The sequence below is a fragment of the Hydrogenophaga sp. GW456-12-10-14-TSB4 genome (genome assembly GCF_059424305.1).
Window position 1 is genome coordinate 118,359 of sequence record NZ_JBWKZH010000001.1, and the last position, 19,556, is coordinate 137,914.

At 63.6% G+C, this 19,556-nt stretch carries 17 protein-coding genes and 2 pseudogenes; 11 read left to right on the forward strand and 8 right to left on the reverse strand.

Annotation, left to right across the window (positions count from 1 at the left end):
• Genes AC07ZS_RS00605 through AC07ZS_RS00640 form a run of 8 tightly spaced genes read right to left on the reverse strand, consistent with a single transcriptional unit; the run spans position 1 to position 8,925 of the window.
• Positions 1-888, reverse strand: coding sequence for a branched-chain amino acid ABC transporter permease (locus tag AC07ZS_RS00605; protein ID WP_172823112.1), 888 nt, complete (start codon positions 886-888; stop codon positions 1-3).
• Complete coding sequence (locus AC07ZS_RS00610; protein WP_056278310.1) at positions 885-2,837, reverse strand: AMP-dependent synthetase/ligase; 1,953 nt, start codon at positions 2,835-2,837, stop codon at positions 885-887. The genes AC07ZS_RS00605 and AC07ZS_RS00610 overlap by 4 nt, the downstream gene beginning before the upstream one ends.
• Positions 2,834-3,634: an ABC transporter ATP-binding protein gene (locus AC07ZS_RS00615; protein ID WP_056278313.1), complete on the reverse strand. Its 801-nt coding sequence runs from the start codon at positions 3,632-3,634 to the stop codon at positions 2,834-2,836. Before AC07ZS_RS00615 ends, AC07ZS_RS00610 begins: the two co-directional genes overlap by 4 nt.
• Positions 3,635-3,637: 3 nt before the next feature.
• Complete coding sequence (locus AC07ZS_RS00620; RefSeq protein WP_056278316.1) at positions 3,638-4,798, reverse strand: acyl-CoA dehydrogenase family protein; 1,161 nt, start codon at positions 4,796-4,798, stop codon at positions 3,638-3,640.
• A 31-nt stretch (positions 4,799-4,829) separates the two neighbouring features.
• Positions 4,830-5,597 carry an SDR family NAD(P)-dependent oxidoreductase gene (locus tag AC07ZS_RS00625; protein WP_492437691.1) on the reverse strand — a complete coding sequence of 256 codons (768 nt, stop codon included), beginning with the start codon at positions 5,595-5,597 and terminating at the stop codon, positions 4,830-4,832.
• 9 nt (positions 5,598-5,606) lie between these two features.
• Positions 5,607-6,854: a thiolase family protein gene (locus AC07ZS_RS00630; protein ID WP_056278322.1), complete on the reverse strand. Its 1,248-nt coding sequence runs from the start codon at positions 6,852-6,854 to the stop codon at positions 5,607-5,609.
• A 33-nt stretch (positions 6,855-6,887) separates the two neighbouring features.
• Complete coding sequence (locus AC07ZS_RS00635; protein WP_494796809.1) at positions 6,888-7,733, reverse strand: enoyl-CoA hydratase/isomerase family protein; 846 nt, start codon at positions 7,731-7,733, stop codon at positions 6,888-6,890.
• A 13-nt stretch (positions 7,734-7,746) separates the two neighbouring features.
• Entirely contained in the window at positions 7,747-8,925 is a 1,179-nt protein-coding gene (locus AC07ZS_RS00640; RefSeq protein WP_056278324.1) for an acyl-CoA dehydrogenase family protein, read from the reverse strand.
• A 330-nt stretch (positions 8,926-9,255) separates the two neighbouring features.
• On the opposite strand from AC07ZS_RS00640, the pseudogene AC07ZS_RS00645 reads away from it, so the two are divergent.
• From AC07ZS_RS00645 to AC07ZS_RS00695, 11 genes and pseudogenes are all read left to right on the forward strand, one after another.
• Positions 9,256-9,639, forward strand: a pseudogene (locus tag AC07ZS_RS00645) (hypothetical protein); the annotation flags it as partial.
• Between the two features lie 196 nt (positions 9,640-9,835).
• On the forward strand, positions 9,836-10,081 hold the full coding sequence (locus tag AC07ZS_RS00650; RefSeq protein WP_056278329.1) for an AMP-binding enzyme: 246 nt from the start codon (positions 9,836-9,838) through the stop codon (positions 10,079-10,081).
• A 57-nt stretch (positions 10,082-10,138) separates the two neighbouring features.
• The gene (locus tag AC07ZS_RS00655) at positions 10,139-11,323 is read left to right on the forward strand and encodes a lipid-transfer protein (RefSeq protein WP_086124716.1); all 1,185 of its coding nucleotides are present in this window, start codon (positions 10,139-10,141) and stop codon (positions 11,321-11,323) included.
• Between the two features lie 33 nt (positions 11,324-11,356).
• Positions 11,357-11,800 carry a MaoC family dehydratase N-terminal domain-containing protein gene (locus AC07ZS_RS00660; RefSeq protein ID WP_056278333.1) on the forward strand — a complete coding sequence of 148 codons (444 nt, stop codon included), beginning with the start codon at positions 11,357-11,359 and terminating at the stop codon, positions 11,798-11,800.
• Positions 11,801-11,810: 10 nt separating this feature from the next.
• Positions 11,811-12,227, forward strand: a complete 417-nt coding sequence (locus AC07ZS_RS00665; RefSeq protein ID WP_056278336.1) for a MaoC family dehydratase — start codon at positions 11,811-11,813, stop codon at positions 12,225-12,227.
• A gap of 83 nt (positions 12,228-12,310) precedes the next feature.
• The gene (locus tag AC07ZS_RS00670) at positions 12,311-13,138 is read left to right on the forward strand and encodes an SDR family NAD(P)-dependent oxidoreductase (RefSeq protein ID WP_056278339.1); all 828 of its coding nucleotides are present in this window, start codon (positions 12,311-12,313) and stop codon (positions 13,136-13,138) included.
• Between the two features lie 29 nt (positions 13,139-13,167).
• On the forward strand, positions 13,168-14,349 hold the full coding sequence (locus tag AC07ZS_RS00675; RefSeq protein ID WP_492437687.1) for an acyl-CoA dehydrogenase family protein: 1,182 nt from the start codon (positions 13,168-13,170) through the stop codon (positions 14,347-14,349).
• Between the two features lie 8 nt (positions 14,350-14,357).
• Entirely contained in the window at positions 14,358-15,500 is a 1,143-nt protein-coding gene (locus AC07ZS_RS00680; protein WP_492437685.1) for an acyl-CoA dehydrogenase family protein, read from the forward strand.
• Between the two features lie 46 nt (positions 15,501-15,546).
• Complete coding sequence (locus AC07ZS_RS00685; protein WP_056278346.1) at positions 15,547-17,154, forward strand: acyl-CoA carboxylase subunit beta; 1,608 nt, start codon at positions 15,547-15,549, stop codon at positions 17,152-17,154.
• 23 nt (positions 17,155-17,177) lie between these two features.
• Positions 17,178-18,370: pseudogene (locus tag AC07ZS_RS00690) on the forward strand (CaiB/BaiF CoA transferase family protein).
• Positions 18,371-18,392: 22 nt separating this feature from the next.
• Positions 18,393-19,553, forward strand: coding sequence for an acyl-CoA dehydrogenase family protein (locus tag AC07ZS_RS00695; protein WP_056278592.1), 1,161 nt, complete (start codon positions 18,393-18,395; stop codon positions 19,551-19,553).
• Positions 19,554-19,556: the final 3 nt, after the last annotated feature.

The following is a 19,556-nucleotide window of genomic DNA, read 5'->3' on the forward strand; positions in this document are numbered from 1 at the left end:
TCAGACTCTTTCAATGCGTTTCCAGCCGAACATGCCGGTCGGACGAACCACCAGCACCACCAGCATGAAGATATAGGGGACGACGGCGGCGGCATTGCCGCCGATCAGCGGGTCGATGTAGGCGGCGGTCAGTCCCTGCACGACCCCGACGATAATGCCCGCCAGCAGCAGACCGCCGATGGACTCGAGCCCGGCCAGCAGGGCCACCGGCAGGGCGGCGAAGCCGATTTCAGAGGACAGGAAGGTCAGCGACTTGCCGCTCAGGTAGACCATCGAAGTGATGACCGACAGAACGCCGCCAAGCGCCCAAGCGAAGGCGATGGAGCGGCGCACGCTGATGCCCATGGCCAGAGCGATCTGGTGGTCTTCGGCCACCGCCGACATCGCCAGCCCGCTGCGACTGCGGTTGAAGAACCAGTGCAGCGCCACGGCCGCCAGCACCGCGATGAGGCCACCAATGGCGAGCGAGCGCGGGATGATCATCTCGCCCAAGATGATTGGCGTGAGGGGAAAGATGGCGGGGAACTGACGCTCCTGCGGACCCCAGATCGCCAGCACCAGTCCACGCATCAGGATCAGTAGCCCGATGGTGACCATGATCATAGAGAACACCGACTCGCCAATCAGGCGCCTGAACAGCAGGCGTTCAATCACTAGCCCGATCAGCACCGAAATGCACAGTGCAACAGCGATGCCCAGCACCGGATGCATGCCGCGCGACTGGATGGCCCACCACAGCAGAAAGGCGCCCAGCACGATCATCTCGCCAATTGCCATATTGAAGACCTTGCTGGCGCGGTAGATGACGACAAAGCCCATGGCCACCAGCGAATACAGCAGGCCAAGCAGCGCGCCGTTGATGGTGTAGTTGATGAATTCGATGATCATGGTGTGTGTGTCTGGTCGATGTCGGTGGCCACCACGGTTGCGCGCAACACGCCCTGGCGGCCGTCCTGGTAGGTCACGGCTATTTCGCAGGCAATGTCGGCGGCACCTGCATACAGTCCGTCAATCAGCGCCCCGTAGCGCACCTCGAGAAACTCTCGACGCAGCTTGCGCGTGCGCGTCAGTTCGCCTTCGTCGGGATCAAGCTCCTTCGGAAAATTGGCAAAACGCACCACCCGCGAGCCTTCGGGCAGCAGTTTGTTGATGCGGCGGATTTCGCCCTGCACCAGTTGCCGCACCTCGGGCCGCTGCGATAGGTCGGTGAAGGTGGAGAATGCGATGCGCCGCTCCTCGGCCCAGCGGCTGGTCACAGCCATGTCGATGTTGATCAGCGCGCCAACCCAGGGCCGGGTGGCGTCGCCCAGCACCATCACGTCCTTGATAAAGGGCGAAAAGCGCAACCGGGTCTCGATGAACTGCGGGGGATACGGGTGACCGCTGGCGAGTTTGACCAAGTGTTCCACCCGGTCGAGGTAGACAAGTTCTCCGCGCTCGGTCTTGCGCACTGCGTCACCGCTGACGTACCAGCCGTCGCGCTGGATGGTGGCGGTCTTCTCGGGCTTGCCCCAGTAGCCGAGAAAGCCGGTACCTCCGCGCAGCAACAGTTCGCCATTGTCCTCAATGCGCGATTCCAGCGGCGCGCCGAAGGCAGGGTCCACATCCAGTAGCGGGCCCACGGTTTCGAGGTCGCAGCGCTCGCCGCGGTGGCCAGCAATCAGACCAAACTCCGAGCAGCCATAAATATTGCGCAAGTGGACGCCCATGGCGTGAAATAAGCGAAACACGTCGGGTGCCATGGCGGTGCCGCCTGAAACCGCGACATCGCTGCGAATAAAGCCGAACTGATCGCGCACCGGGCGCAGGGCCAGCGCCTCGGCCACAGGCAGCAGCAGGCGCGACAGCCACGGTGCCGCGCGCCCTTCGAGTCGCGCCACATGCACGTCATGGCCGATGCGGATGCCCCAGCGGTAGATGCCGCGTGCCATCCAACTCGCGGCGAGCATGCGCGCCTCGATGGTGGCGGCGATGTTCTCCCATTGGCGCGGGCCAAACAGCACGATGTGCGGCGCAAGTTCGCGCACGTTGGGCAAGACCTGGTCGGGGCCTTCCGGGAAGTTGACCACCAGCGGCGTGATCAGCCCGAGGGTCACGCCCAGCAACTGCTCGGTGATCCAGGCCAGCGGCGTGTAAGACAAATATTCCATGCCGGCTTCCAGCGGCAACGCGCTCCTCATCCGAACCGCGTTGTCCATCAGCCAGCGGTGGCTGATCATCACGCCCTTGGGCTTGCTGGTGGTGCCGGAGGTGTAGGTCAGTAGTGCCAAATCGTCCGCTTGGCCGGCGTTGACTTCACGTTCGAAGCGCTGCGGGTGCCTCTCGTGCTGGCGCCGACCTTCAGCGGTCAGGTCATCAAAGGATTGCAGCAGCGTATGCCGGTACGACCACATGCCCGAGTTGTCCCAGTAGGCGATGCCCCGGATGTCGGGCAGCCGCTCCAGCAGCGCAAGCGCCTTGTCAACCTGCTCCTGATCCTGCGCGAAGATGAAGCGGGCCTTTGAATCCTCGCACAGGTAGTGCAACTCGTCGACGGTGGCGTCAGGGTAGACCGATACGATTTTGACGCCCAGTGACTGGGCCGCAAACAGCGCCCAGTAGTGCTCTGGTTCGTTCTCGCCGATCACAATCGCGGTTTCGCCACGCTGCAGGCCCTGCGCCGCCGCGCCAAGCGCAATGCTGCGCGTTCGATCAAATACGTCGGCCCATGTATGGCAGCGCCACATACCTTTGCGCTTGACGCGCTGCGCCAGCAACTGTGGATGTTCCCGGGCGTGGGCGAACAACTTCTGCGGCAGGGTCATGACGACTTCTGGGGCGGGGTCGGTCGCACTCATGCCGCTGCTCCCAAGTAGGCCTGGATCACGGCCGGGTCGGCCTGCACTTGTGCAGGCGTGCCGTCGGCGATCTTGCGGCCAAAGTCGAGCACCGCCACGCGGTCTGCCAGATCCATGACCACCCCCATGTCGTGCTCCACTAGCACAACCGGGATGCGCTTGGCCTCGCGCACGTCTATGATGAAACGGGCCAGATCTTCTTTTTCTTCGGTGTTCATGCCGGCCATGGGTTCATCCATTAACAGAACCTTGGGTTCCATCGCCAACGCACGGCCCAGGTCAACGCGCTTGCGAAGACCGTAGCCGAGCGCGCCTACCGGCTGGTGGCGGATATTCTCAATTTCAAGGAAGTCGATGATTTCCTCGACTGCTTCCCGGTGCAGCGTTTCTTCACGCTGGGTCCAGGGAAAGTAGAGAAATGCCTGCGCCAGATTTGATCGCATCTTGCTGTAGCGGCCGACCAGGATGTTGTCGATCACGCTCATGTTGGAGAACAAATGGGTGCCCTGAAAAGTGCGCACCACGCCTTCGCGCGCGATCTGGTGCACCGCGCGGCCTTTGATGTCTTGACCACGGTAGTGAACGCTGCCTTGTTGCGGCAGGTAGAAGCCGCTGAGCACGTTCATCAAAGAGCTCTTGCCCGCGCCGTTGGGCCCAATGATGGCCAGCAGCTCGTTGTCACGCACATCGATGGCGACCTCGGCCAGCGCGGTGACACCGCCAAAGCGCAAGGTGATGTCCCGCGCCTGCAGCACCGAAGCCTCGCTGGATGGGCTAATCGAGGAGTTAGAGGTCATGGGTTAGGAGAAGGCGTTGATGCCGGTCAGGGCGCGGCCAATGATGAGTTTCTGGATTTCGGTGGTGCCGTCGGGAATCGGCATCATGCGTGCGTTTCTGAACAACAATTCAACGCCGAAGTCTTTGGTTATGCCGTTGCCGCCGTGAATCTGCACTGCTTTCGACGTGACATTGACCGCCATCTCGGTCGCGTACCATTTGGCCATGGCGCTTTGCACCTCGCTGCGCACGCCGTGGTCGATCAGGTTGAAGGCGCGGTAGACCAGCAGACGCGCGGCGTCGAGTTCGGTCGCGGCTTCGGCAAGCATGCCCTGGATCAATTGATGGCCGCCGATGGGCTTGCCATGCTGGCGGCGTTCCTTCGAATAGGCCACCGCCTTGTCGAGCGCCGCCTGTGCGATGCCCACCGAGGTAAGACCGACCATAGGACGCGCTTTCTCGAACAGCACCATGGTGTTCTTCAGGCCGGTGCCGGGGGCTATCATCATGTTGGCGGCCGGCACGCGCGCGCCATCGAAGAACAGCTGAGCGGTCGAGGTGCTGTTGAGCCCGAGCTTGTCGATGTTGCGGCTTTCGTAGCCGTGTTCGGCGCGGTCCACCAAGATCATCGAGATGGCGCCAGAACCTTCTTGTGAGGTACGCACGATGACCATGCAAAAGTCGGAGTAGTGGCCGTTGGATATCCAGGTTTTCTCCCCGGTGACAATGTAGTGGTCGCCATCGCGCTGGGCACGGCAGGTGACTTCAGCCACGTTGGAGCCGACCCCGGGCTCGCTGATGCCGCTGCAGGCAATGATTTCGGCGCGTACCATGCGTGGCAAATATTTCTCACGCATGGCCACGTTCGTGCAGACCTCCAGCGAATAGGCGCCGAGCTGCTGAATCAACAGCGAGATTGCCACGTCGCCGGAGATGCGAGCGAGTTGCTCATACATCAGTGCATAGGTGAGCCAGGGCATGCCCAGACCACCATGTTCCTCGGCAATGATGCCGTTGCCGCCCATGCCGTAGGGCAGCATCTTCTGGAAGATCTCCAGCATCACCTCTTTTTCAATTAGCTTGTCGGGCTGGTAGCGTTCGACAATCGGACGCAGTTCGGTCTCCAGGAAGCGAGTGAAGCCTTCCACGGCCATGCGCTGTTCTTCGGTGGGGAGGAAATTCATGGTGCTGGTCTCGGTGTGTTGTCGGTCTCGTTCAGCGAGTGCTCATGCGTGCACCGGCATCAATGTGCAAACAGGTCGCATTGATATAGGGGTTCTCGACGATGGAGCGCACCAGGTGGGCCAGCTCGCTGGCTTGACCCATGCGGCGCGGGAACAGAATCATGCGGTCAACGATGGCCAGTGCGACCTTCTTTGGCAGGCCCGCGACCATCGGCGTTTCGAACAAGCCCGGCGCAACCGCTACGCAGCGGATGCCCAGATCGGCCAGGTCCCGTGCCACCGGCAGCGTGAGGCCGATCACCCCGGCCTTGCTGGCGGCGTAGGCCGCCTGTCCCATCTGGCCGTCCTGTGCGGCACCGGACGACAGGTTGATGATGACGCCGCGCTCATCACCCTCAGGCTCATTGCACGCCATCGCCACGGCTGCCAGGCGCAGCACGTTGAACGTGCCGGTCAGGTTGACGGCAATCACCTTGTCCCACAGTGCCAGGGGAAAGGGTTTTCCATCGGACAAGGTCTTGGCTGCGTCGGGCACGCCAGCGCAGTTGATGCAAATGTGAATGGCGCCAAAACGGGCCAGGGTTGCGTCGATGCCCGCCTGCACCTGTGACTCACTGGTGACATCCACCTGCTCGAACATGGCGGCAGAACCCAGTTCGTTGGCTGCCTGTACACCACGCTCGCTGTCGCGGTCGAACAATGACAACCGCGCGCCGCCTTCGGCGAGCGCATCAGCCACCGCGCGTCCCAGGCCTGAAGCACCACCTGTGATGATGGCCACCTTGTCGTGAACAATCATTTTTGCCCTTCAGCGACCGAGAATGGTGATGGCGGCCACGGCTTCTTCAATTCCGAACAGGCCCCCACCGTTTTCTGCAATGGCAAGGCGGGCCCCTTGCACCTGGCGGGCCCCCGCTTCGCCGCGCAACTGCACGACCAGTTCGTGCAACTGACCCAGCCCGGTGGCGCCGATCGGGTGCCCCTTGGACTCCAGTCCGCCCGAGGTGTTGATCGGGATGCGTCCGCCAATCGTGGTGTCGCCGCGCTCGGCGAGCGGCCCGCCTTCGCCGAACGCACAGAAGCCAAGGTTTTCACTCTGCACGATTTCGCCGATGGCGGTGGCATCGTGGACCTCGGCCAGCGAAATGTCTTGCGGGCCAACGCCTGCGAGTTCGTAGGCTTGTTTGGCAGCCTTGACGGTGATGTGTTGATCCAGGTCTTCAGGGCGGCGGGTGCTGCCGGTGGCAATGACCGATGCCAACACCTTGATGGCGCGCCCACGCTTTGCCAGGCGCGCCAGTGCTGCTTCGGAACACACGACGACTGCGGCAGCCCCGTCGCTGATGGGTGCGCACATCGGCAGCGTCAATGGGTAGGCGATGGGGGGCGCGGCCAGTACCTCGTCAATGGTGTATGCATTGCGGTATTGCGCCAGCGGGTTGTGCACCGAATGGCCATGATTCTTGGCCGACACGGCGGCAATTTGTCGCTGCGTGGTGCCGAACTCGCGCATGTGAAAGCGACCAAAGGCGGCGTAAATGTCCATGAACAGGCTGTAGGGCGCCTTGGACATGGACCCTTCCGGCGGCTCAATACCGTGCCCCATTTGCAGCAGCCTGCGTTTGTTCTCCTCGACCGTGGCCACGTCCCAGGCGCCGTCGAAGACGCTGAACATTTTGGCTTTGTCGGCGCAAAACATTTTCTCGGCACCAATGGCCAGCGCGATCTCGCCTGCCCCCGAGCGCACGTACTGCACCGCCAGGTTGAAAGCCGAGCTGGCACTGGCGCAGGCGTTCTCAATGTTGAAGATCGGGATGGACTCGAAGCCCATCGAACGCAACACAATCTGGCCACGGATCATGGTCTGGCCTTCGAGCGCGCCCTGGGTTGCGTTAGAAAAGTATGCCGACTGGATGTCGCTGATGGACAGTCCGGCATCGGCCAGCGCGGCATTCACAGCAGCGGCGGTCAGTTGCTTGATATCGCGGTCAATAAACTTGCCGGTCGGCGTCATGCCGACGCCGACTACGTAGACGGCGGCTTGCGGGCTGGTCATGGAAATGCGTCCATTCAGAACAAGTGGGTGAAATCAGTAGCCCTTGAAATCGGGCGTGCGCTTGTCGACGAAAGCCGCGAGGCCCTCTTGTATGTCGTGCGAATGGCGGTGCGCGTCGAGCACCAGTCGCTCCAGCCGCAGCGCCGAAGCCTGTGGCTGCTCCAGCCCGTCGGCCACGGCCTGTTTCATGCGGCGCAGCACCAGCGGGCTTTTACTGGCGATGCGCAAGGCGAATTTTTCGACCTCGGACACCAGCTCGGCATCCGGCACAACACGGTTCACCAGGCCCAGCGGAACCAGTTCGCGTGCGGGCATGGTGTCGCCGGTGAACAGCAGGTATTTGGCGGCGGTGGCGCCGATGCGCCGTGGCAGGATCGCCGCGCCGCCCGCGCCCGGAAACACGCCGAAGTTGGCATGTGCGTCGCCGATGCGGGCACTTTCGGCGGCGATGATGAGGTCGCAGGCCATGGCCAGCTCCAGTCCGCCAGCCATCGTCAGACCGTTCAGCGCGGCGATGGTGGGTTTGGGGCACATGCGCAGCCGATCCATCATGCCGCCGACGAGATCGAGAAACTCGCCCATCGGGTCGCTCGGGCCGGGGCCGCCAGCGCTGCTCTCGAACACGCCTTTGAGGTCGGCGCCGGCGCAGAAGGCACGGCCCGCACCGGTCAGCACGATGACGCGGATGGTCGGGTCACGCTCGCAATGCGCGGTCGCATCGCGCAATTCGGCGCACATTGTCTCCGACAGCGCATTCATCGCATCGGGCCGATTCAGCGTGATCCACGCCACGGCACCACGTTGCTCAAAGCGGATGGTCAACGAGGGTTGCATCTTCAAGGCCTGCTTGTTTGTGTGGTGGTCAGCTGCGCTTGCCATGCGGGTCTGGGAATCAACCGCGCAGCAGCTCTTCGGCGATGATCATCTTGCGCACCTCGGATGTGCCTGCACCGATCTCGAGGATCTTGATGCAACGGAACAGCCGGTTGATTTCGGACTCCCAGATGTAGCCGCTACCGCCATGCACTTGCACGGCCTTGTTGAGCACCCGGTTGCAGGCTTCGCCAGCGTAGAGGATGGACGCTGCGGTGAGCTTGTGCACATCGCCGCGGCCTCCGCCGCCCACCTCCAGATCATTGACCTCGGCCAGGGTGCGCCAGACCAGGGTTTTCATGGCTTCGATCTCGGTGTACATCTCGGCCAGCATGGCCTGCACCATCTGGAAGCTGCCGATGGGCTTGCCGAACTGCACGCGCGTCCTGGCGTACTCGACGCTCAATTCGAGTGCACGTTCGCAGATGCCCACGCATAAGCCAGCCACCAGCGCGCGCTCCAGATCGAGCCCGCTCATGACGATTTTGACGCCTTCGTTTTCCTTGCCCACCAGGTTGGCTGCCGGCACGCGGCAGTTGTCGAACACCAGCTCGCCAGTCTGGCTGCCGCGAAAACCCATCTTGATGAGTTTTTGAGCCACCTTGAAGCCGGGGAAATTCTTCTCGACGATGAAGGCTGAAATGCCCTTGGCACCTAACTCTGGCGCGGTCTTGGCGTAAACCAACAGCACATCGGCCACCGGGCCGTTGGTGATGTAGATCTTGGTGCCGTTGAGGATGTAATGATCGCCCTCGCGGCGCGCGCTGGTGCGCATGGCGCCCAGCGCATCCGAGCCGGCGCCGGGTTCGGTCAGGCCGAGCGCGCCGATTTTTGTGCCGTTGCACAGATCGGGCAGGTATTGGCGGCGCTGCGCCTCGTTGGCGTTGCGGAAGATGTTGTTAACGCACAGGTTGTCGTGCGCCGCCCAGGACAAGGCGATGGCGGGGTTCCAGCGTGCAAAGGCTTGGCAGATCAGGCCCGAGCTGAACAGGTCCATACCCGCGCCGCCATGCTCGGCAGGCACGGTGGCCCCCATGAAGCCAGCCGCGCCAATTTTCTGGAAGATATCCGACGGCCACCACTCCTCGTCGTCCATGCGGCGGGCGAGTGGTACGAATTCCTTGCGCGCGAACTTGTCGGCGGCTTCGAGTACGGCGCGGTCGTCGGCGGAGAGAGCAAAACTGCGAGTGGCGGCCATATAGGGATGCCTATCAATGCGTGGGTTGGGTCAACGGGCCGCGGCGCGCACCAAAGCTGCGCGGACAAGATCTCTTTGGGCTTACCCAATTTAATTGGGCATTGCAAAACTGTCAAGCGTTAGGTAGGATTCATCGCTGACATTCATTTGTTGTGCCAGAACTGGAGGCGGCGTAAGCGGAGGACGGAATTGGTGCGTATTCATTGACGGTAGCCGTCCGTGACGCATTCACCCGTGAGACCTATCGGGTCGTGCCGCTCGCGGCGAGACCATTCATCAGCGTCAAACGAGCTTCAACCTAACGAGACAGCCTTGACCCACGTACTCGAGATGAACCTGCTGCGCCGCCAGAACGTGAGCGACAACCTTCGCCGCGCGGCGAAGGCCGCTGGCCCCAACTTCGGCGCGTCGGATCTTCGCTGCGCGACCAAGCTGGGCACTTGGGCCTCGACGATCCCCAAGTCAATGATCGATGGATGGAAGCAGGCGGCGCCGTCGTCGCGCTTCTTTTCGGTGCAGGGGTTCAGCGAATTGACAGCCTCTTTGTTGACCGGTGGCTGCGTGGACGGTTGGGAGCAGATGCCCGACCAGGGCGGCCGCTGGGTGGGCTGCGTCGCCTCGGTGGCCGCCGACGTGCGTCTGGTCAACGATGAAGGCAAGGACGTAGCCGACGGTGAATCGGGCGAGCAGATCGTGCGCGGCCCGGTCATCATGAATGGCTACTACAAGAACGACGAGGCCAACCGCCGTGTGTGCCGCGACGGCTGGTTCCATACCGGCGACATCCTGTTCCGCGACGCGGCCGGCAACTACTTCTTCGCCGACCGCAAGAAGGACATGGATCAAGACCGGCAGAGAGAACGTTTATTGCCGGGAGGTCGAAAGCGTCCTGGGCGCCCACGCAGGCGCGATGCCGTGCGCCGAGTTCGGGCTGCCCAACGAGCACTGGGGCGAGGCCGTGACGGCCACCGTCATCGCCAGGCCAGGAACCATGGTGACCGAGGCCGAACTGATCGAGTTCTGTCGTGGCCGCCTGCCCGGCTTCAAGGCGCCGAAGCGGATCCACTTTCGCAGCTCGCTGCCGATCAGTGTGGCCAACAAGATCCTCAAGCGGGGTCTCAAGACCGAGTACGCCGATGAGGCCAAGGGCGGTTGAGGCCGATGGCCTCTCAGTGTCGGCGTCCGAAATATTTCAACCCAAGGAGTTAGTGCGATGAACCAGAAAGTCGTTGTTGCCGGTGTCGGGATGGTCCCGTTCACCAAACCGGGCGCCAGTGAACCCTATCACGTGATGGGAGAGAGGGCAGTGCGCCAGGCCCTTGCCGATGCGCGCGTTGAGTACGCCATGATCCAGCAAGCCTATGTCGGCTATGTGTATGGCGATTCCACCTGCGGCCAGCGGGCGCTCTACCCCGTGGGCATGAGCGGCATCCCCATCGTCAACGTCAACAACAACTGCTCCACCGGTTCGACGGCTCTGTTTCTGGCGCGCCAGGCAGTCGAAAGTGGTGCCGTCGAGTGTGTTCTGGCCCTGGGCTTCGAGCAGATGGCCGCAGGTGCCATCAAGGCCCAGTTCGAGGACAGGCCGACGCCGTTCGAGGAGTTTGACCGGGCCACCGCCGAACTCGTCGGGCGCCCGGAAATTCCGTTGGCTATTCGTTACTTCGGCGGTGCCGGCAAGGCGCACATGGACAAGTACGGCACCAAACTGGAGACCTTTGCCAGCATTCGCGCCAAGGCCAGCCGTCATGCTGCGAACAACCCTCTGGCGCTGTTGCGCAAGGAGATCTCGGTCGACGACGTGATGAACGCACCTGTGCTGTGGGAGGGCGTGATGACCCGCCTGATGGCTTGCCCACCGACCTGCGGCGCCGCTGCTGCGGTGATCTGCTCCGAAGCCTTCGCCAAGAAGCACGGGCTCGACACTCGCGTTTCCATTGTCGCCCAGGCGATGGCAACCGATCTTCCCAGTACCTTCGAGTCGCACGACATGATGCGCGTGGTCGGCTTCGATATGGCGCGCGATGCGGCGCAAAAGGTCTATCAGCAAGCCGGCATCGGCCCGCAGGACGTGAACGTGGTTGAGCTGCACGACTGCTTTGCACAGAACGAGTTGATCACCTATGAGGCGCTGGGCCTGTGCCCGCCCGGCGGTGCGGAAAAGTTTGTGCTGGACGGCGACAACACCTATGGCGGCAAGGTTGTGACCAACCCGTCGGGCGGCCTGTTGTCGAAAGGGCACCCTCTGGGCGCCACCGGCCTGGCGCAATGTTATGAGCTGACTCACCAACTGCGCGGCACGGCGGACAAACGCCAAGTTCAAGGCGCACGTGTGGCCTTGCAGCACAACCTCGGGCTGGGCGGCGCTTGTGTTGTCACGCTTTACCAGGCCGCCTGAGCACAGGCGCAGAAGACCAGGATCTGGAGTCCCATGATTGACAAGCAATTCATCGGCTACGAGGTGCCGCCCACGCTGTGGGATGTGGAGAAGGGCCGCATCCGCTTTTTCGCCCAGGTGATCGGTGCCACCGACCCGATCTACTTCGACACGACTGCCGCCAAGGCCGCTGGCTACCGCGACGTCGTGGCGCCACCGACTTTCATCTTTGGCGCCGAGAGCGATTCGGGGGTGTTGATGACGTTGCTCGACACGCTCAAGATCGATCTGCGGGAGGTCTTGCACGGTGAGCAGCGCTTCGACTACCACGCCCCGGTGTGCGCTGGCGACACGCTGCGTTTTCAGACCCGGGTCGCCGACATCTACGACAAGAAGGGCGGCGCGCTCGAGTTTGTCGTCAACGACACGAAGGTCACCAATCAACTTGGCGAGCATGTCTCCGACATGCACTCAGTGATCGTCGTGCGCCACGCCTGAAGGAATATTCATGAACGCTCAAGTAAAAATCATGGATGTCGGTGCCGACATGCCCGTGCTGGAATTGCCGCCGATCAGCCGCACCACCCTGGCACTGTTCGCCGGTGCGTCGGGCGACCACAACCCGATCCACATCGACATCGACTTCGCCCACGGTGCGGGGATGAAGGATGTGTTCGCGCACGGCATGCTGTCGATGGCCTACCTCGGGCGCGCGCTCACCGAATGGGTGCCGCAGCGCCAGATCCTCAGCTATGGCGTGCGCTTCGCGGCCCTGACCCATCTCGGCGACCGCGTGCGCTGCACCGGCAAGGTGCTTGAACAGATTGAGCATGCAGGCCGACCCTGCGTGCGCGTTCAAATCAGCGCTACGAAAGCGACAGGCGAAATCACGCTGTCCGGCGAGGCGCTGGTTGCCCTGAACTGAGAGGCTGAGACCGCCGTTTGGCAGCCCGGCTCCTTATTCTTTTCCCTTTCATTTCCTTTTCATCAAAAACAAGGACACACATCATGAAAAAACTCGAAGGCAAAGTGGCCATCGTTTCAGGTTCGGGCCGCGGCATCGGCCGTGCGATCGCCATGAAGTTGGCCATCGAAGGCGCCAAGATCGTGGTCAACGACCTCGACGCAGCTCCAGCAGAGCAGACCGTGGCCGACATCAAGAAGGCAGGCGGCATGGCCGTGGCCTGCGTGGGCAGCGTCACTGCCGGCGATTTTGCTGATCGCTTCGTCAAGACCGCGATTGACAGCTTCGGCGGCCTGGACATCATCATCAACAACGCCGGCTACACCTGGGACAACGTGGTTCAGAAGATGACGGACGAGCAATGGAACGCGATCATCGACGTGCATCTGACCGCGCCGTTCAAAATTTTGCGCGCTGCCGCAGAGTTCATTCGCGTCGCCTCGCGCAAGGAAGCCGAAGCCGGGCAGGAGGTGTTCCGCAAGGTGGTCAACATCTCGTCTATCGCCGGCACCGGCGGCAACGCCGGCCAGGCTAACTACTCAGCGGGCAAGGCCGGCATCATTGGCCTGACCAAGGCGCTCTCCAAGGAGTGGGGGCGTTACAAGGTGAACGTCAACGCCGTCGCTTTTGGCATGATCAAAACGCGGCTGACCGAAGCTTCGGCCAGCGGCGACGCATCCATTGACATCCAGGGCCAAAAGATCAAGGTCGGCGTCAACCCTGATCTGCTGGAAATGATGGAGCGCACCATTCCGCTGGGTCGCGGCGGCACGCCCGAGGAAGCGGCCGGATCGGTCTACCTGCTGTGTATTCCCGAGTCGAACTACGTAAGCGGCCAGACGCTGATCTGCGGCGGCGGCATCTCGATCTAAAGCGCAAGCCGAACGCATAAAGGCCCACGATGGACATCGATTTCAGCCCGGAAGACATGGCGTTCCAGCAAGAGGTTCGCACTTGGTTCAAAGGCCACACACCGTCCGATCTCAAGCGCAAGACCGTCACCGGGGAAATGCTGCAGAAGAACGACATCGTTCATTGGCAGCGCCGACTCGATGGCCAGGGCTGGCTGGTCACCGGCTGGCCCAAGGAGCATGGGGGGCCGGGCTGGACGCCGACGCAGCGCTATATTTTCGACCTTGAGCGCGCGGCGGCCAGTGCGCCGGTGGGGCTGTCGATGGGCGTCATCATGCTCGGGCCGGTGCTGATTGCCTTCGGCACGCCAGAGCAAAAGGCGCAGTACCTGCCGCGCATCCGTCGCTGCGAGGACTGGTGGTGCCAAGGCTATTCCGAGCCGGGTGCAGGCTCCGACTTGGCCAGCCTGAAGACCACGGCCGTGGCCGATGGCAGCGATTACATCATCAACGGCTCCAAGATCTGGACCACTTATGCGCATTGGGCCACGCACATGTTCTGCCTGGTGCGTACCGCCAACACCGGCAAGAAGCAGGAAGGCATCTCCTTCCTGCTGATCGAGATGGACCGCTCCGGCATCGATGTCAAACCCATTGTCTCGATCGACGGCGAACACCACCTGAACCAGGTGTTTCTCACCGACGTTCGGGTGCCCAGAAAAAACCTGGTCGGTCGCGAAGGCCAGGGTTGGGAAATTGCCAAGTACCTGCTCACACACGAGCGCACCAGCATCGCCGGCGTGGCCGACTGCAAGGCGCATTTAGCCAACTTGTATGCCGCGGCAGGTGAGCGCCGCTCGGGTGGCCAACCGCTGATGGAGGACGCGGCGATGCGGCTCAAGCTGGCGCGCGCCGAGATCGAACTGATGGCGCTCGAACACACCAACTTTCGCGTGCTGGCCGCCACCGCCTCGGGCAAGGCGCCGGGGCCGGAATCCTCGCTGCTCAAGACCATGGGCACGGCGGTGCAACAGACCTTGGCCGAGCTGGGCGTCGAGATCGCCGCCGAGCAAGCCTGGCCCTGGCATGACGGCGGCGAGTTTGGAAGCGGACGCCATGCCCATGCGATGCCGCACTACTGTTTTTCGCGCGCCGCCACGATTTACGGCGGCAGCGACGAGGTGCAAAAGAATGTATTGGCCAAGATGCTGCTGGCCGGCGGCACGCGGTAAGGATCGTCATGAACTTTGATCTCTCCGAAGAACAAAAGATGCTGCGCGACGCGGCACAGAAATTTCTGCGCGCCGAATACCGCTTCGATGCGCGCAACCAGATCGTCGCGTCGGCGTCCGGCATGAGCCACGAGCACTGGCAGCGATTCGGGGAATTCGGCTGGCTTGGGCTCGGACTGCCCGAGGCCGATGGCGGTTTTGGCGGCGGCCTGCTCGAGACGATCCAGGTCGCCGAGGCCCTGGGCGCCGCGCTGGTGGTCGAACCCTACCTCGTCAGCGCCGTGCTCGGCGCGCAGGCGGTGGCACGCGCGGGCACCGCGGCGCAGCGCGCGACCTGGCTGCCCGGGCTGGTCTCGGGCCAGCGCATTGTCAGCCTAGCGCACACCGAGGCCGATGCGCGCCACGACCTCGCCCATGTTCACACCAGCGCCATGGCCAAGGGCGGCCGCTGGGTGCTGTCGGGCCGCAAGAGCGGTGTGCTGGGCGCGCCCTGGGCCGACGGCTTTGTTGTGGCCGCCAGAACCTCGGGCGCCGTCAGTGAGCGCCGGGGAATCAGCTTGTTTCTGGTCGAAGCCCACACGCCGGGGGTGCAGGTGGCGGGCTACAAGGTCTACGACGGCAGTCGGGCTGGTGATCTGCAGCTTGATGCTGTCGTGCTGGGCCCGGACGCATTGCTGGGCATGGAAGGCGAAAGCCTGGGACTGCTCGAGCACTTGGTTGATCTTGGCATTGTTGCCGCCTGTGCCGACGCCCTGGGTGCCATGGGCGCGCTGTTGAGGAAAACCGGCGAGTACGTCGGCACGCGCAAACAATTTGACGTGCCGATTGCCAGTTTCCAGGTCATCCAGCACCGGCTGGTCGACATGTTCGCCGCGGTCGAGGCCAGCCGCTCCCTGGTGTTGATGGCGGCCCTGCATGCCGAGCATCCCGACGCAGTCACCCGTTCGCGCGCCGTCTCGGCCGCCAAGGCCGCCATTGGTGAGCGAGCCCGCTTCGTGGCGCAGCAAGCGGTGCAGCTGCACGGCGGCGTGGGCATGACCGAGGAGCTTGACATCGGCCATTACTTTCGCCGCCTGACGCTCTTTTGCAACCTGTTGGGCAGCACCGACCACCACCTGCAGCGCTTTGCGACGCTGCGTGTGGTGGCCTGATTGCCTGATGACCGACCCATACCGAGTCACTGGAAGGGCTGCCTAAATGAGTTTGATGACATCCACCGCCACGCCGAACTCGCCCGAATTTCAGCGCAACCGCGAAGCCTATGAGCTGCGCATTGACGACTTGCATGAACGCCGCGAACGTGCCCTGATCGGCGGCCCCGAAAAGGCGCGCCTGCTGCACAAGAAGCGCAAGCAGTTGCTGCCGCGCGAGCGCCTGGCTGCCGTGCTCGACCCCGGCTCGCCCTTCCTCGAGTTCGGGCAGCTTGCCGGCGACGGCCTGTACGAGGGCGTGCCGCCGGGCGGCAGCATCATCACCGGGGTGGGGCTGGTGTGCGGGCGCGCATGCATGCTGATGATCCACGATGCCACGGTCAAGGGCGGCACCTACTACGGCATCACCGCAAAAAAACATGTGCGGGCCCAGATGTTCGCCTGGCAGCACCGGCTGCCGTGCATCACCATGGTCCAGTCGGGCGGCGCCAACCTGCCGGAGCAGGCGCATATTTTCCCCGACGACGGCCAGTTCGGCTCCATTTTTTACAACCAGATCCGCATGTCGGCCGAGGGCATCACCCAGATCGCGACCGTGCATGGGCCCTCAACCGCTGGCGGCGCCTATCTCCCGGCGCTGTGCGACGAGGCGGTGATCGTGCGCAACCAGGGTGCGATGTTCCTCGCCGGGCCCGAACTGGTGTATGCCGCCACCAAGGAAGAGGTTGACATTGAAACCCTGGGCGGCGGCGAGATGCACAGCCGCATCAGCGGCGTCACTGACCATCTGGCCGAGAACGATGGCCATGCCATCTCCATCGTGCGCGGCATCGTGGCCAACCTAGGTACCGTGGCCAAGCAACGCTGGGACGTGGTTCCGCCGCTGCCGCCCCGCCATGACCCGCGCGAGATTTACGGCATCGTCAGCGCCGACAACCGGCATCCGACCGACAACCGCGAAGTGCTGCTGCGGCTGATCGACGACAGCGAACTACAGGAGTTCAAACCCCTGTACGGCGACACCATGATCTGCGGCTTCGCCCGCATCAAGGGTTTCCAGATCGGCATTCTGGCCAACAACGGCGTGATCTTCTCCGAGAGCGCGCTCAAGGGCGCGCACTTCATCGAGTTGTGCTGCCAGCGCGACATTCCGCTGCTGTTCATGGCCGATGTGTCGGGCTTCATGGTCGGCAAAGCGGTGGAGCAGCAGGGCATTGCCAAGCACGGCGCCAAGTTCATGACGGCCATGGCCTCGGCCAACGTGCCGCGCTACACGCTGATCACCGGAGGCTCGTACGCAGCGGCCTACCTGGCGATGTGCGGGCGCCCGTTCAAGCCCAACGTGATGATGATGTGGCCTACCGGCCGCGCCGCGCTGATGGGCCCCGAGCAGGCCGCCACCACGCTGGGCCTGGTGCGCGAGAACATCCACCGGCGCGAGGGCACAAGCTGGAGCGACGAAGAACGCGAGCAATTCAAGCAACCGATACGCGAGCAGTTCGAGAGCTTTTCCAGTCCCTACAACTACGCCTCCAATCTGTGGTGCGACATGGTGATTGACCCGCTGGAAACGCGCGACACCATGGCTTTGCTGCTGGAGCTGGCGGGCCGTGTGCCGGCGCGCGACACGCACTTCGGCGTGTTCCGCATGTGATCTTTTAGTCCACAGTATTGAACATGCTCGAAGCCATTCTCTCCGGCTGCCGCGTGCTCGGCCTGACGCAGAACGTGGCCGGCCCGTTCTGCACCCATATCCTCGGCGACCTCGGCGCCGAGGTCATCAAGATCGAACGCCCGGGCAGCGGCGACGATGCGCGCCAGTGGAAGCCGCCCGAAGTGGCCGGCGTCTCGACCGGCTTCGCGGCGCTGAACCGCAGCAAGAAGAGCGTCTGCATTGACCTCGACAGCGCGATTGGTCAGCAGCTGGTCGCGCGCCTGGCGGCCGGTGCCGACGTGCTGGTGCATTCGCTCAAACCCGGCAGCGCCGAAGCGCGCGGCCTCGGCGACGGACACCTGCTGCCGACCAATCCGCGCCTCGTGTATTGCGCGATCAGCGCCTTCGGCGAGGTCGGCCCGATGCGCGCGCTGCCCGGCTACGACCCGCTGATGCAGGCCTTCGCCGGCATCATGAGCGTCAGCGGCCACGAAGGTGACGAGCCGGCGCGCGTCGGCGTGTCGCTGATCGACATGGGCACCGGCATGTGGGCCACGATGGCGATCCTGGCCGCGCTGCTGCGCCGCGCCACACGGGCGAAGGCATGCGCGTGCACGCCAGCCTGCTCGAGACCGGGCTGTCGTGGATGATGGTGCCAGTCGCGAACTATCTGGCCACCCAGCGCCTACCGCGCAAGATGGGTTCGGCGATGGCGATGATGGCGCCCTACGAGCTCTTCGAAAGCGCCGACGGCAAGGTCTTCATCGCTGCGGCCAACGACCGGCTGTTTGGCCGCATCTGCAGCGCGCTGGCTTGTCCAGAGCTGACGCAGGATCCGCGCTTCATCGACATGTCGGCGCGCATCGGCCACCGCAAGGCGCTGCACGCCGAGCTCGAGGCGCGCACCCGGCAGCGCAGCACCGCAGACTGCGCGGCGGCGCTGCGAGCGGCCGGTGCGCCCTGCAGCGAGATGCACGACGTGGCCCAGATGCTGGCGCACGAACAGGTGCAAGCGGTCGGCATGCTGGGCGCGCTGCCGCTGCCGGGCGCACCGCAACACCAGACGATGGGCCTGCCCATCAGTTCGCAGGGCCGTCGCGGGCGCAGCGGCCCGCCGCCGCCAGTGCTGGGCGGGAACACCGACGAGGTGTTGACGGCGCTGGGCCTGCATGCCGATGAACTGGCGGCGCTGCGACAGCAACGCGTCGTCGATTGACAGAGACAAGGCCGAGATCCCCATGAACTTCGACTACACCGAGACCCAGGGTCAGATCCGCGCCGCCGTCAAGGAGCTGTGCAAGGGCTTCGGCCCCGAGTACTGGCGCCAGTGCGCCCAGGACGGCGCCTATCCGGAAGCCTTCGTCGACGCGATGGCCAAGGCCGGCTGGCTGGCCGCGCTGATTCCGGAGGAATACGGCGGCGCCGGGCTGCCCCTGCTCGACGCCTGCCTGATACTGCAGGAGATCAACCAGAACGGCGGTAGCGCGGTGCACTGCCATGCGCAGATGTACACGATGGCGTCGATCCTGCGCCATGGCAGCGAAGCGCAGAAGCGCGCGACGCTCCCGCGCATCGCCGACGGTAGCCTGCGGCTGCAGGCCTTCGGCGTGACCGAGCCCGACGCGGGCTCCAACACGCTGGCGATCAAGACATTCGCGCGCAAGGTGCCAAGTGGCTACGTCGTCAACGGCCAGAAGATCTGGACTTCGCGCTACAGCCACTCGCACATGTACCTTTTGATCGCGCGCACCACGCCGACCGACGCGGTGAAGAAGAAGACCGATGGCCTTAGCCTGTTCCTGATCGACATAGCGAAGGCCGGCGCGTCGCTGAAGGCCACGCCGATTCGCACGATGATCAATCACCACACCTTCCAGGTCTTCATCGACAACCTGGAGCTCACCGACGACGACCGCATCGGCGAGGAAGGCAAGGGCTTCCACTACCTGCTGGATTCGCTGCATTCCGAGCGTCTGCTGGTGGCCAGCGAGGCCATCGGCGACGGCCACTGGTTCGTCGGCAAGGCCGCGCGCTACGGCAGCGAGCGTGTCGTCTTCGACCGCCCGATCGGCGCCAACCAGGGCGTGCAGTTCCCGATCGCGCGCGCCCACATGAACATCGAGGCTGCCGAACTGATGCGCAACAAGGCAGCGACGCTGTTCGACGCCAGCCTGCCCTGCGGGCGCGAGGCGACGATGGTCAAGTACCTGGCCAGCGAGGCTGCTTGGGAAGCCGCCGAGGCGGCCATGACCACCTTCGGCGGCTACGGCGTGGCCTGCGAATACGACATCGAGCGCAAATGGAAGGAGAGCCGGCTGTTCCGCACCGCGCCGATCTCCAACAACCTGGTGCTGGCGCAGGTGGCCGAGCACCTGCTGGGCATGCCCCGCTCTTACTGAAGC